This is a genomic window from Hydrogenophaga sp. IBVHS2, assembly GCF_002127215.1.
GTDB lineage: Bacteria > Pseudomonadota > Gammaproteobacteria > Burkholderiales > Burkholderiaceae_C > Hydrogenophaga.
The window spans coordinates 525126-538477 of sequence record NZ_NFUT01000002.1 but is presented as its reverse complement, the minus strand read 5'-3'; the positions used below and the strand labels follow the sequence as shown (position 1 = coordinate 538477).

Genomic DNA, 13352 nt, shown 5'->3' with positions numbered 1-13352 from the left:
CCCGTCAGGCCGGCAGGACCCGGCGATCGGCCGCCGGTGCGGCATCCATCAGCCGCACGCGCCCGCGCCGGCCGATGCCGTGGTATTCGATGCCCAGTTCGTCCATCAGGCCCGGCTCGTACAGGTTGCGGCCGTCGAACACCAGCGGCTGGCGCATGGCCGACAGCACGCGGGACCAGTCCGGGTTCTGGAAGCACTTCCACTCGGTGAGCACCAGCAGGGCATCGACATCGGCCACCGCCGCCAGGGGCGAGTCCACCAGCGCCACGCTGCCCGGCACCCGGTCGGCGCCACCATCGACCGGCGCATGAAAGGCCGCCACATGGCCGGTGGCCTGGCGGTCGGCCACCAGGGCACGGCGCGCTTCGGCCATGGCCACCGGATCGTGGGCCCGCAGCTCGGCACCGCGTGCCAGCAGCGCGGCCACGACAGCCCGGCTGGGCGCATCCCGCATGTCGTCGGTGTTGGGCTTGAAGGCCAGTCCCCAGACGCCGATGCGCCGCCCGTGCAGATCGGGGCCCAGCCGCTCGATCACACGGCGGGCCAGCAGGTCCTTCTGCTGGCGGTTGACGGCCTCGGTGGCTTCCACCACCCGCATGGGCAGGCCGTGCAGACCCGCGGCATGCACCAGGGCCCGTGTGTCCTTGGGAAAGCAGCTGCCACCGTAGCCGGTGCCCGCGTACAGAAAGCTGTGGCCGATGCGGCTGTCCGAACCGATGCCGCGCCGCACCGCATCCACATCCGCCCCCAGCGCATCGGCCAGACCGGCGATCTCGTTCATGAACGAGATGCGCGTGGCCAGCATGGCGTTGGCGGCGTACTTGGTGAGCTCGGCGCTGGCGGTGTCCATCCACAGCGTGCGCTCGTGGTGGCGGTTGAACGGGGCATACAGGCGGGTCAGCAGCAGGCGGGCCTGCTGACCTTCATCGCCGGGCGGCAGGCCCACCACGATCCGGTCCGGCCGCATGAAGTCGTCGATGGCCGCTCCTTCCTTCAGGAACTCGGGGTTCGACACCACCGCAAAAGGCAGGTCGGCGCAGCCCCGCTCGGCCAGCCGCTCGCGCAGCACCCGGGCCACCCGGTCGGCCGTGCCCACCGGCACGGTCGACTTGTTGATCACCACCTTGAAGCCATCGATGTGGCGACCGATCTGGTCGGCCACCGCCAGCACATGCTGCAGATCGGCCGAACCGTCCTCCTGCGGTGGCGTGCCCACCGCGATGAAAATCAGTTCGGCCGCCCGGACCGCAGGGGCCATCTGGGTGGAGAAGCGCAGCCGGCCGGCGTCCAGGTTGCGCCGCAGCAGATCGTCCAGCCCGGGCTCGTAGATCGGCACACCGCCGGCCTGCAGCACCGTGACACGGCCATGATCGCGGTCGACACAGACCACCTCGTTGCCCAGTTCGGCCAGGCAGGTCGCAGTGACCAGGCCCACATAACCAGCTCCCACCACAGCGATCTTCATGTGCACCTCCGGCATTGTGGGTGCCATGGTTCCGGCGGGGTGTGACAAGGACTTGGCGGGGGCATGACAGCGCGATGAATCCGCCCCGCGCGGCGTGTCATGCCGCCTTCATGTGAGTGCCACCGAGGCGTCACGGCGCCCGGGCAGCATTCCCCGCATGCACAGCCCCGCCTGACCACCCACCGGGATACCCATGTTCAAACCCTACCTGGATGACGACATGCCGCGCCCCGGCAGCCAGTACCGGGCGGTGTTCATCTCCGACCTGCATCTGGGCACGCCGGGTTGTCAGGCGCAGGCCCTGCTGGCCTTCCTGCGCTCGCACCAGAGCGAGTACCTGTACCTGGTGGGCGACATCATCGACGGCTGGCAGCTGCGCCGCCGCTGGTTCTGGCCGCAGACCCACAACGATGTGATCCAGAAGATCCTCAAGCGCGCCCGCAAGGGCTGTCGCGTGGTGTTCGTGCCGGGCAACCACGACGAATTCGCCCGCCACTTCGTGGGCCACCACTTCGGCGGCGTGGTGGTCGAGCAGGAGGCGGTGCACACCACCGCCGAAGGCAAGCGCCTGTGGGTGGTGCACGGCGACCACTTCGACGGCGTGATCCAGTGCGCGCGCTGGCTCGCCTACCTGGGCGACAACCTCTACGAACTGGCCCTGCGGCTGAACCGCCATCTCAACCACTGGCGTGCCCGCCTGGGCATGCCCTACTGGTCGCTCTCGCAGTACCTCAAGCTCAAGGTCAAGACAGCGCTGAACTACGTCACCCAGTTCGAGGCCGCCGTGGCGGCCGAGGCCCGTCGCCGGGGTCTGGACGGCGTGGTGTGCGGCCACATCCACCGGGCCGAAATGCGCATGATCGACGGCACGCTGTACTGCAACGATGGCGACTGGGTCGAAAGCCTCACCGCGCTGGTCGAACACATGGACGGCCGGCTGGAGATCGTGCACTGGGCCCAGACCCACGGCGCCGCCCAACCGTCGACCGCGCCCGAACCCGAACAACTCGCTCCCGCAGCCTGACCCCCCGCCCATGCGTGTCTCCATGCCCCGTGCGCTGCGGCGCCTTGTCCTGTGGTCTGCCTGCGCCGCGCTTGCGCCGTTCGCTCAGGCAGAGACGCCCATCACCGGCACCGGCGCCACCTTCCCCGCCAAGGTCTATCTGCAATGGGCCGAGGACCACACCCGCCTGAGCCAGCAGGCCGTGAAGTACCTGCCAGCCGGCTCGTCGGCCGGCGTGAAGGCGGTGTCCGAAGGCACGGTGGATTTCGGGGCGAGCGATGTGCCGCTGTCCGCCGCCGAGCTGGAGAAACGCGGCCTGTTCCAGTTCCCCACCCTGGTGGGCGGCATCGTGCCCTTCGTGAACCTGCCCGGGGTGGCCAGCGGGGAACTCCGGCTCGATGCCGCCACCCTGGCCCGCATCTGGGCCGGCAGCATCACCCGCTGGAACGACAGCGCCATCCGCGCCCTCAACCCGGAGCTCGATCTGCCCGCGCTGCCCATTCAGCGGGTGGTGCGCAGCGACGGCTCGGGCACCACCACGGTGTTCGTGCAGTACCTGCGGCAGGCCGCCCCCGAACAGGCAGCGGCCATCGAGCCCGATGGCGGTCGGGCACGCTGGCCGGGCAGCACCATCGGCGCCGACGGCTCGAGCAAACTGGTGGCGGCGGTCAGGGCCACGCCAGGCGCCATCGGCTACGCCTCCAGCGACTACACCCTGCGCGACCGCCTCACCGCGGTGAGCCTTCGCAACCCGCGGGGCGAATTCGTGCAGCCCGATCTGCCGGCCTTCCGCGCGGCCATCGTGGCCGGCGGGCTGTTCAAGAACGGCCTGACCCCCACGCCCCTGCTGGACACCCCGGGCGCAGGTGCCTGGCCCATCGTCACCGCGACCTATGTGCTGGTGCCCAGCCGGCCCACGTCGGTGGAACGGGCATCCCGCACGCTGAACTTTTTCTACCGCTCTTTCCTGCTGGGCGACAAGGCCGTGGCGGGCACCGGCTTCGCGCCGCTGCCGGTGGCCACGCAGGCCCGCATCGTGAGCCTGCTGACCGGCTTCCGGACCCGCGATGGCGTGCTGGTGCCGGTGATCGGCCTGGCCGACCCGACAGCCGCACGCTGACCGGCGCGGCCAAGAAAAAACCCGCCGGAGGCGGGTTCATCGAAGGGCCTTGGGGCCGGGGTCTGGAGGCGCGATCCGGAGTCGAACCGGACTAGACGGATTTGCAATCCGTTGCATAACCGCTTTGCTATCGCGCCGTGTAGCCTGCTGCAAAAAAGGGAAGCAGCGCTTCCCTTTTTTTGTGGATGTCTGGAGCGGGAAACGAGGTTCGAACTCGCGACCTCAACCTTGGCAAGGTTGCGCTCTACCAACTGAGCTATTCCCGCATGTCCGGCGTTCACTTTCGATCTTGCCGAAGACCATGATTATAGCCCAGAAAATCGGCCCGCCTCAAGGGCTGCCTGATTTTCCGGGGCTGGCCTCAGTGCTTGGTGGCGTCGGCGCTGCCGGCCGCCGGACGGGCCGAGGCGGCGGCGATCTGCGCCGCCACTTCCTCATCGGTCAGCGGCACCGGCTGACGTTCCAGCGCGATGGTCAGCACCTTGTCGATCCACTTCACCGGCACGATCTCCAGGCCTTCCTTGACGTTGTCCGGGATGTCGGCCAGGTCCTTCACGTTCTCTTCGGGAATGATCACCGTCTTGATGCCGCCACGCAGGGCCGCCAGCATCTTTTCCTTCAGACCGCCAATGGCCGTGACCTCGCCGCGCAGCGTGATCTCGCCGGTCATGGCCACGTCGGCCCGCACCGGAATGCCGGTGAGCGCCGACACCAGGGCCGTGGTCATGGCAATGCCCGCGCTCGGGCCGTCCTTGGGCGTGGCGCCGTCGGGCACGTGGATGTGCAGGTCGCGCTTGTCGAACTGCTCGTCCTTGATGCCCAGCACCCGGGCGCGGCTGCGCACCACGGTGCGGGCGGCCTCGACCGATTCCTTCATCACGTCACCCAGCGAACCGGTGCGTGTGATGACGCCCTTGCCGGGCATGGTGGCCACCTCGATGGTGAGCAGATCGCCGCCCACCTCGGTCCAGGCCAGACCGACCACCTGGCCGACCTGGTTCTGCTGCTCGGCGCGGCCGTAGGTGTACTTGCGCACGCCCAGGAATTCGCTGAGGTTCTCGGCCGTCACCTTGACGGTGGGCTGGTACTTCTTGAGCAGCAGGCCCTTGACCACCTTGCGGCAGATCTTGGAGAGCTCGCGCTCCAGCGAGCGCACGCCGGCCTCACGGGTGTAGTAGCGCACGATGTCGCGCACCGCGTCTTCCTGCACCTCCATCTCGCCGTCGCGGATGCCGTTGTTCTTGATCTGCTTGGGCAGCAGGTAGCGCACGGCGATGTTGGTCTTCTCGTCCTCGGTGTAACCCGAGAGGCGGATGACCTCCATGCGGTCCAGCAGCGCCGGCGGAATGTTCATGGAGTTCGAGGTGGCCACGAACATCACGTCGGACAGGTCGAAGTCGACCTCCACATAGTGGTCGCCGAAGGTGTGGTTCTGCTCGGGATCGAGCACCTCCAGCAGGGCACTGGACGGGTCACCGCGGAAATCGGTGCCGAGCTTGTCGATCTCGTCGAGCAGGAACAGCGGGTTGCGCGTGCCGACCTTGGACAGGCTCTGCAGCACCTTGCCCGGCATGGCGCCGATGTAGGTGCGGCGGTGACCACGGATCTCGGCCTCGTCGCGCATGCCGCCCAGGGCCATGCGCACGTACTTGCGCCCGGTGGCCTTGGCGATCGACTGCCCCAGCGAGGTCTTGCCCACGCCCGGCGGGCCGACCAGGCACAGGATGGGCGCCTTCACCTTGTCCACGCGCTGCTGCACGGCGAGGTATTCCAGGATGCGGTCCTTGACCTTCTCCAGACCGTAGTGGTCCTCGTTCAGCACGCCTTCGGCATGCGAGAGGTCGTGCTTGATCTTGGTCTTCTTGCTCCAGGGCAGGGCCACCAGCGCATCGATGTAGTTGCGCACCACGGTGGCTTCGGCCGACATGGGCGACATCAGCTTGAGCTTCTTGAACTCCGCATCGGCCTTCTTGCGCGCTTCGGCGGGCATCTTGGCGGCCTTGATCTTCTTCTCGATCTCTTCGATGTCCGCGCCCTCTTCGCCTTCACCCAGTTCTTTCTGGATGGCCTTGACCTGTTCGTTCAGGTAGAAGTCGCGCTGGTTCTTTTCCATTTGCCGCTTCACGCGGCCACGGATCTTCTTGTCGACGTTGAGGATGTCGACCTCGCGCTCGAGTTGTTCAAACAGGTTTTCCAGCCGCTTGTTGACCGGGTCGAGATCGAGCACGACCTGCTTGGACTCCAGCTTGAGCGGCAGGTGGGCCGCAATGGTGTCGGCCAGACGACCCGGGTCGTCGATGCTGGAGATGGAGGTGAGGATCTCGGACGGGATCTTCTTGTTGAGCTTCACGTACTGGTCGAACTGCTGCATGACCGCACGGCGCAGCGCCTCGAGCTCGTTGGCCTGGGTGTCCACGCGTTCCTGGGCCGGATCGACCGGGGCGACCGTGGCGATGAAGTGCGCCTCGCCATCGGCGATCGACAGCACCTTGGCCCGCTGCACACCTTCGACCAGCACCTTCACCGTGCCGTCGGGCAGCTTGAGCATCTGCAGGATGGTGGCCACACAGCCCATCTCGAACATGTCCTCGGGCGAGGGCTCGTCCTTGGCGGCGGCCTTCTGGGCCACCAGCATGATGCGGCGCTCGGACTCCATGGCGGACTCGAGCGCCTTGATGCTCTTGGGCCGTCCCACGAACAGGGGAATGACCATGTGCGGGAAGACCACCACGTCGCGCAGGGGCAGCAGGGGCAGGTCGACCGGCGTGCTGGGCAGGGGGGTTTGACCGGACATTTCAACCTCGACAAAAGGGCCAGATGGGGCTGGCGGGCGCAGCATCAACCGCGCCGGCGAAAGGGTTGTCCAAACGGGGGCCGCAGGCCTCAGGCCTGCTTGGCGGCCTCCCGGTAGACCAGCAGGGGGGGCTTGTTCTCTTCGATGGTGGACTCGTCCACCACCACCTTCTCGACGTTGCTCATGCCCGGCAGTTCGAACATGGTGTCGATCAGCGCGTTCTCGAGGATGGAGCGCAGTCCGCGGGCGCCGGTCTTGCGGGCCAGCGCCTTGCGGGCAATGGCCTTGAGCGCAGCCGGACGCACTTCCAGGTCGGCGCCTTCCATGGAAAGCAGGCGGGCGAACTGCTTGACCACCGCGTTCTTGGGCTCGGTCAGGATCTGCACCAGCGCGTCCTCGCTCAGCTCGGCCAGCGCGGCGATCACCGGCACGCGCCCGACCAGCTCGGGAATGAGGCCGAACTTGATCAGGTCTTCCGGCTCGATTTCCTGGAAGGCCTCGGTGATGGAACGCTGCTGCTTGCTCTTGACCGTGGCGCCGAAGCCGATGCCGGAAGCCTCGGTGCGGTTCTCGATGATCTTTTCCAGCCCGGCGAACGCACCGCCGCAGATGAACAGGATGTTGGTGGTGTCGACCTGCAGGAAATCCTGGTTGGGGTGCTTGCGGCCACCCTGCGGCGGCACGCTGGCCATGGTGCCCTCGACCAGCTTGAGCAGGGCCTGCTGCACGCCCTCGCCCGACACGTCGCGGGTGATGGAGGGGTTGTCGGACTTGCGGGTGATCTTGTCGATCTCGTCGATGTAGACGATGCCCTGCTGCGCACGCTCCACGTCGTAGTTGCAGCTCTGCAGCAGCTTGGCGACGATGTTCTCGACGTCCTCGCCCACGTAGCCGGCTTCGGTGAGGGTGGTGGCGTCGGCCATCACGAACGGCACGTTGAGCATGCGGGCCATGGTCTGGGCCAGCAGGGTCTTGCCCGACCCGGTGGGGCCGATCAGCAGGATGTTGCTCTTGGCCAGCTCCACATCGTCCTTGCGGGCGGTCTGCTTGTGGCGCAGGCGCTTGTAGTGGTTGTAGACCGCCACGGCGAGTGCGCGCTTGGCGGCGTCCTGACCGATGACGTAGTTGTCCAGGTTGGCCTTGAGCTGGGCCGGAGTGGGCAGTTCGTCACCCGAGGCCTTGACCGACTCCACGCCGGGCAGTTCGTCCCGGATGATGTCGTTGCACAGGTCGATGCATTCGTCGCAGATGAAGACCGAAGGCCCGGCGATGAGCTTCTTGACCTCGTGCTGGCTCTTGCCGCAGAAGGAGCAATACAGGGCTTTTTCGCTGGAGGCGGCTTTTTTGTCGGCCATGAAGTCGTGTTCCGGAATCGTGATGTCAATGATAGTTCAATGACCTGGCCGCCGAATCCGGCAGAAAAGGGCGCAATGCACCCCCTTTCTGCCGGTATGGATACCCCCGGAAGGGGTCAGGCAGCCGTGGGTCGCTTGTCGATGACCTTGTCGATCAGGCCATATTCGGCCGATTCGGCCGCCGACAGGTAGTAGTCGCGCTCGGTGTCGCGTTCGATCTTCTCCAGCGGCTGGCCGGTGCGCTCGGCCAGGATGCGGTTGAGCTGCTCGCGGGTCTTGAGGATCTCGCGCGCGTGGATCTCGATCTCGGTGGCCTGACCCTGGGTGCCGCCCAGCGGCTGGTGGATCATGACCTTGGAGTTGGGCAGCGCAAACCGCTTGCCCTTGGCGCCGGCGGCCAGCAGGAAGGCGCCCATGCTGGCGGCCATGCCGATGCACAGGGTCGACACGTCGGGCTTGATGAAATTCATGGTGTCGAAGATCGCCATGCCGGCGCTCACCGAACCGCCCGGGGAGTTGATGTAGAACGAGATGTCCTTGTCGGGGTTCTCGCTCTCCAGGAACAGCAGCTGGGCCACCACCAGGTTGGCCGACTGGTCATTGACCGGCCCCACCAGGAAGATCACCCGCTCGCGCAGCAGGCGGGAGTAGATGTCGTAGGCGCGTTCACCGCGGCCCGACTGCTCGATGACCATGGGCACCATGCCCAGACCTTGGATGTCCATTGCGCTCATGTTTTTCTCCGTAGATGGATGCGTTGGCATGGGGTACTGTAACCAACCCGTCACCTTCATTTTCCCCTCAGGGGTTTGGCGGGCGGGAATCGGTCACATGGGGGCGGCACGGGCGAAAAAAAGGGCGGCAGCGCCGCCCTCTTTCCGGACCGACCGGCCGGCGATCAGGACTGCTGCATGAGCTCGTCGAAGGCCACGGCCTTGTCGGTGACCTGGGCCTTGGCCAGCACGAATTCCGTGACGTTGTTCTCGACCACGATGGCCTCGACCTCGGCCATGCGGCGGTTGTCGCTCTGGTACCAGCGCACCACGTCGGCCGGGCGCTCGTAGGAAGCGGCCAGCTCGTTGATGTGGGCTTCGATCTGCTCCGGCTTGGCGAACAGCTCGTTGGCACGCACCAGCTCGGCCACGATCAGGCCCAGGCGCACGCGGCGCTCGGCCTGCGGACGGAACAGTTCTTCCGGAATCGGGGCCTTGTCGGCGTCCTTGATGCCGCGCTGCTTCAGGTCGGCACGGGCGCCCTCGACCATGCGGTCGAGTTCGGCCTGCACCACCGACTTGGGCAGGTCCAGCTCGGAGGCGGCGATCAGGGCGTCCATCACGGCGGCCTTGTTGCGGGCCTGCAGGCGGAACTTGGTCTCGCGCTCGAGGTTCTTGCGGATGTCGGCGCGCAGGGCGTCGACCGTGCCCTCGGCGATGCCCAGCGAGCGGGCCAGCTCGTCGTTGACGTCGGGCAGGTTGGCGGCTTCGACCTTCTTGACGGTCACCAGGAAATCGGCGGTCTTGCCGGCCACGTCCTTGCCGTGGTAGTCGGCCGGGAAGGCCAGCGGGAAGGTCTTGCTCTCGCCAGTCTTCATGCCGCGCACGGCGTCTTCGAACTCCTTGAGCATCTGGCCGTCGCCGACGATGAACTGGAAGCCTTCGGCCTTGCCGCCCTCGAACGGCTCGCCGTCGATCTTGCCTTCGAAATCGATGGTCACGCGGTCACCGTCCACGGCAGCTTCGGCCTGGGCGCGCTGGGCGAAGGTGCGGCGCTGCTTGCGCAGGATGTCCAGGGTGCGGTCGATGGCGGCATCGTCCACGGCGGCGGACAGCTTCTCGACGGTGGCAGCACCCAGGTCGCCGATCTTGACTTCGGGGTAGACCTCGAAGACGGCGTCGAAGGACAGCTGGCCTTCGGGCGCGCCTTCCTTCTCGGTGATGCGGGGCTGGCCGGCCACACGCAGCTGGGCCTCGTTGGCGGCCGAGGCAAAGGCCTCGCCCACCTTGTCGTTCATGACCTCGTAGTGCACCGAGTAGCCGTAGCGCTGGGCCACCACGTTCATGGGCACCTTGCCCGGACGGAAGCCGTCCATCTTGACGGTGCGGGCCAGGCGCTTGAGGCGGCTGGCGACTTCGTTCTGGATGACGTCGGCCGGCAGCGTCAGGGTGATCTTGCGCTCCAGCTTCTCCAGGGTCTCAACGGTCACGGGCATGGTGTTCTCCAATGAAATTCGGGGTCATTCGGGCCGAGTGGGAACGGAGTTGGTGTGGTGCGCGGGGGGGGACTCGAACCCCCACACCATTGCTGGCGTCAGGACCTAAACCTGGTGCGTCTACCAATTTCGCCACCCGCGCGCCGGCTTGTGCCACGGCCGGTGGCCCACTTCTCACGGCAACCCACGATTGTAGCCGCAGCGTCCCGGGCCGCCCCGGGACCCGGACTCAGGTCGGGCGGCGCACCCGGAACCAAGCCGCATACATGGCGGGCAGCGCCAGCAGGGTGAGCACCGTGGCCACGATCAGGCCGCCCATGATGGCCACCGCCATCGGCCCCCAGAACACGCTGCGCGAGAGTGGGATCATGGCCAGCACGGCGGCCGCGGCGGTCAGCACGATGGGGCGCATGCGGCGCACGGCGGCCTCCACGATGGCGTCCCAGGCCGGCACGCCGTTGGCCCGGTCCTGCTCGATCTGGTCGATCAGGATCACCGAGTTGCGCTGGATCATGCCCATGAGGGCGATCACGCCCAGCAGCGCCACGAAGCCGAACGGCCGATCGAGCAGCAGCAGTGCCCCGGCCACCCCCGCCATGCCCAGCGGACCGGTGAGGAACACCAGCAGCGACCGGCTGAAGCTCTGCAGCTGCAGCATGAGCAGGGTGAAGGTGATGAACAGCATCAGCGGCACGCCGGCAGCGATCGACGCCGACCCCTTGCTGCTTTCCTCCACCGCACCGGCCACGCGGATGCGGTAGGCGCCCTGCCCTTCGGCCGCCCAGCCGGCTTCGAGCCGGCGCAGCGCCGGCAGCAGCTCGGCCGTGACGGTGGCGCCCTGCAGGCCCTCGCGCACGTCGCTCTGCACCGTGATGGCGTATTCGCGGTTCTCGCGCCACAGCACGCCGGGCTCCCAGGCGAACACCGGCTGCGCGATCTGCAGCAGCGGAATGACGTTGCCTTGCGCGGTGGGCAGGTAGGCGTTGGCCAGATCGGTCATGGCGTCACGTTCGCTCAGTGGCTGGCGCAGCACGATGTCGATGAGCTCGTCGCCCTCGCGGTACTGGCCCACGGTGCTGCCGGACAGCAGGGTGCGGGACGCCCGGGCGATGGACTGGCTGGTCACGCCCAGGGCGCGCGCCTTGTCCTGGTCGATCTGCAGGCGCAGCTGCTTGACCGACTCGTTCCAGTTGTCGTTCACGCCCCGGGTGTTGGGGCTATCTCGCAGTGCCAGCTTGACCTGGTCGGCCAGGCCGCGCAGCACCGTGGGATCGGGTCCTTCCACGCGGAACTGCACCGGATACGGCACCGGGGGTCCGTTGGGCAGCAGCTTGACGCGGCCACGCACCTCGGGGAATTCGGTGGCCATCAGGGACGGCAGGGCCTTGCGCAGGCGCTCGCGGGCCTTGAGGTCGGTCGGCAGCACGATGAGCTGCGACACATTGGTCTGCGGAAAGATCTGGTCCAGCGGCAGATAAAAGCGCGGCACGCCCGAGCCCACCCAGGTGGTCACGGAGGTCACGTCGGCTTCCTTCTGCAGGCGCTGCTCGAAGCGGCGGGTGACCTCGTCCATGGCGCGGATGCTGGCCCCTTCGGGCAGCCAGATGTCGACCAGGATCTCGGGCCGGCTGGAGTCGGGGAAGAACTGCTGCTGCACCTTGCCCATGCCGGCAATCCCCAGCACGAAGGTCAGCACGGTCGCGCCGATGGTGATCCAGCGGTGCTCCACGCACCAGTCCACCAGCGCGCGGAAACGCACATAGAACGGACCGTCGAACACCTCGCCATGGGGCTCGTGGTGGGCCTGCCCGGGGTGGCTGCCGGGTCGGCGCAGCAGCAGCAGCCCCAGGTAGGGCACGAACATCACGGCCACCACCCAGGAGATGACCAGGGCCACCACGGTCACGCCGAAGATGGCGAATGTGTATTCCCCGGTGGCGGAGCGGGCCAGGCCGATGGGCAGGAAACCGGCCGCCGTGATCAGCGTGCCGGTGAGCATGGGCATGGCGGTGGCGTCCCAGGTGAAGGTGGCCGCCTTGACGATGTCGTAGCCCTCCTCCAGCTTGCGCACCATCATCTCGACCGCAATGATGGCGTCGTCCACCAGCAGGCCCAGTGCAATGATCAGCGAGCCCAGCGAGATCTTGTGCAGGCCGATGCCCCAGTAGTGCATGGCCAGGAAGGTGATGGCCAGCACCAGCGGGATGGTGATGAACACCACCAGGCCCGGCCGCACGTCCAGCACATAGCGCTTCCAGCCGGTGCCGCCCGGTCGCCGGTGCAGACCCAGCGACAGGAAGCTCACCGCCAGCACGATCACCACCGCCTCGATCAGCACCTTCACGAACTCGTTGACCGACCGGGCCACTGCCGCAGGCTGGTCCTGCACCTGCACCAGCCGCATGCCCGCCGGCAGGTTGCGCTCGATGTCGGTCACGGCCAGCTTCAGGGCCTTGCCCAGGGCAATGATGTCGCCGCCCTTGGCCATGGAGATGCCCAGGGCGATGCTGTCGGTGCCGTCGTGCCGCACCAGGACGCCCGGCGGGTCCTGGTAGCCGCGCACGATGTCGGCCACATCGCCCAGGCGCAGCTGGCGTCCGTTGGCGGCACGGATGGGCATGGCGCGCAGCTGCTCCACCGACTGGAAGGCACCGCCCACCCGCACCTGCACCACATCGGCCGGCGACTGCACCGTGCCGGCCGACTCCACCGCGTTCTGCTGACCCAGCTGGTCCAGCACCTGGGTCAGGTCCAGCCCCAGCACCGCCAGGCGCTGCTGCGAGATCTCGATGAACAGCTTCTCGGGCTGCGCGCCGAACAGCTCGACCTTGCTGACGTCCTTCACCCGCAGCAGCTGCTGGCGCACGTCGTCGGCCACGTTCTTGCGTTCGGCCGGGGTGAAGCCGTCGCCCTGCAGCGCATAGATGACGCCATACACGTCACCGAACTCGTCGTTGAAGAACGGCCCGATCACCCCGGCCGGCAGCTGGCCCCGCAGGTCACCCACCTTCTTGCGCACCGTGTACCAGATCTGCGGCACCTCGGCCGGCGGCGACGAATCGCGCAGCTGGAAGATGATGAGCGCCTCGCCGGGCTTGGCATAGCTGCGAATCTTGTCGGCGTGCGGCACCTCCTGCAGCGTGCGCTCGATGCGGTCGACCACCTGCTCGGCCACCTCCTGCGCCGTGGCGCCGGGCCAGTAGGCCTGCACCACCATGGCCCGGAAGGTGAAGGGCGGATCTTCGTCCTGCCCCAGCTGGAAGTACGAGGCCACGCCCAGCACCATCAGCACCACCATGAGGTAGCGGGTGAAGGCCGGGTGGTCCAGCGCCCACTGGGAGAGGTTCATGCGCGATATCCAGCCGCGCTCGGCCGGTGCAGCGTTCACAGGGTCGTGCATCGAAGC

General features: G+C 67.3%; 8 protein-coding genes and 3 tRNA genes. 2 read left to right on the top strand and 9 right to left on the bottom strand.

The window, feature by feature from the left end:
* Positions 1-4: 4 nt before the first annotated feature.
* Entirely contained in the window at positions 5-1465 is a 1461-nt protein-coding gene (locus CAP38_RS07315; RefSeq protein ID WP_086121087.1) for a UDP-glucose/GDP-mannose dehydrogenase family protein, read from the bottom strand.
* Between the two features lie 193 nt (positions 1466-1658).
* Here CAP38_RS07315 and CAP38_RS07310 point away from each other — a divergent pair, with 193 nt between their 5' ends.
* Complete coding sequence (locus tag CAP38_RS07310; protein WP_086120475.1) at positions 1659-2489, top strand: UDP-2,3-diacylglucosamine diphosphatase; 831 nt, start codon at positions 1659-1661, stop codon at positions 2487-2489.
* A 10-nt stretch (positions 2490-2499) separates the two neighbouring features.
* Positions 2500-3588 (top strand): phosphate ABC transporter substrate-binding protein PstS, encoded by a 1089-nt coding sequence (pstS, locus tag CAP38_RS07305; RefSeq protein WP_179188486.1) that lies wholly within the window; start codon positions 2500-2502, stop codon positions 3586-3588.
* Between the two features lie 63 nt (positions 3589-3651).
* On the opposite strand, the gene CAP38_RS07300 is transcribed toward pstS, so the two are convergent.
* The 8 genes from CAP38_RS07300 to CAP38_RS07265 form a co-directional block, all read right to left on the bottom strand.
* Positions 3652-3725 (bottom strand) — tRNA-Cys (locus tag CAP38_RS07300).
* A 53-nt stretch (positions 3726-3778) separates the two neighbouring features.
* Positions 3779-3854: transfer RNA gene (locus CAP38_RS07295), tRNA-Gly, on the bottom strand.
* 95 nt (positions 3855-3949) lie between these two features.
* Positions 3950-6382, bottom strand: a complete 2433-nt coding sequence (gene lon, locus CAP38_RS07290) for an endopeptidase La (RefSeq protein WP_086120471.1) — start codon at positions 6380-6382, stop codon at positions 3950-3952.
* An 89-nt stretch (positions 6383-6471) separates the two neighbouring features.
* Entirely contained in the window at positions 6472-7737 is a 1266-nt protein-coding gene (gene clpX / locus CAP38_RS07285; protein WP_086120469.1) for an ATP-dependent Clp protease ATP-binding subunit ClpX, read from the bottom strand.
* A gap of 116 nt (positions 7738-7853) precedes the next feature.
* Positions 7854-8471: an ATP-dependent Clp endopeptidase proteolytic subunit ClpP gene (clpP, locus tag CAP38_RS07280; protein ID WP_086120467.1), complete on the bottom strand. Its 618-nt coding sequence runs from the start codon at positions 8469-8471 to the stop codon at positions 7854-7856.
* A 164-nt stretch (positions 8472-8635) separates the two neighbouring features.
* Positions 8636-9946, bottom strand: a complete 1311-nt coding sequence (gene tig / locus CAP38_RS07275; RefSeq protein WP_086121086.1) for a trigger factor — start codon at positions 9944-9946, stop codon at positions 8636-8638.
* Positions 9947-10001: 55 nt separating this feature from the next.
* Positions 10002-10088, bottom strand: a tRNA-Leu gene (locus CAP38_RS07270).
* 87 nt (positions 10089-10175) lie between these two features.
* Positions 10176-13346 (bottom strand): efflux RND transporter permease subunit, encoded by a 3171-nt coding sequence (locus tag CAP38_RS07265; protein WP_256924343.1) that lies wholly within the window; start codon positions 13344-13346, stop codon positions 10176-10178.
* Positions 13347-13352: the final 6 nt, after the last annotated feature.

What these genes read in the sequence shown, in the direction of transcription:
- pstS (WP_179188486.1), top strand. Translation starts at nt 2,500, where the DNA reads ATGCGTGTCTCCATGCCCCGTGCGCTGCGGCGCCTTGTCCTGTGGTCT.
- lon (WP_086120471.1), bottom strand. Translation starts at nt 6,382, where the DNA reads ATGTCCGGTCAAACCCCCCTGCCCAGCACGCCGGTCGACCTGCCCCTG.
- clpX (WP_086120469.1), bottom strand. Translation starts at nt 7,737, where the DNA reads ATGGCCGACAAAAAAGCCGCCTCCAGCGAAAAAGCCCTGTATTGCTCC.
- CAP38_RS07310 (WP_086120475.1), top strand. Translation starts at nt 1,659, where the DNA reads ATGTTCAAACCCTACCTGGATGACGACATGCCGCGCCCCGGCAGCCAG.
- CAP38_RS07265 (WP_256924343.1), bottom strand. Translation starts at nt 13,346, where the DNA reads ATGCACGACCCTGTGAACGCTGCACCGGCCGAGCGCGGCTGGATATCG.
- clpP (WP_086120467.1), bottom strand. Translation starts at nt 8,471, where the DNA reads ATGAGCGCAATGGACATCCAAGGTCTGGGCATGGTGCCCATGGTCATC.
- tig (WP_086121086.1), bottom strand. Translation starts at nt 9,946, where the DNA reads ATGCCCGTGACCGTTGAGACCCTGGAGAAGCTGGAGCGCAAGATCACC.
- CAP38_RS07315 (WP_086121087.1), bottom strand. Translation starts at nt 1,465, where the DNA reads ATGAAGATCGCTGTGGTGGGAGCTGGTTATGTGGGCCTGGTCACTGCG.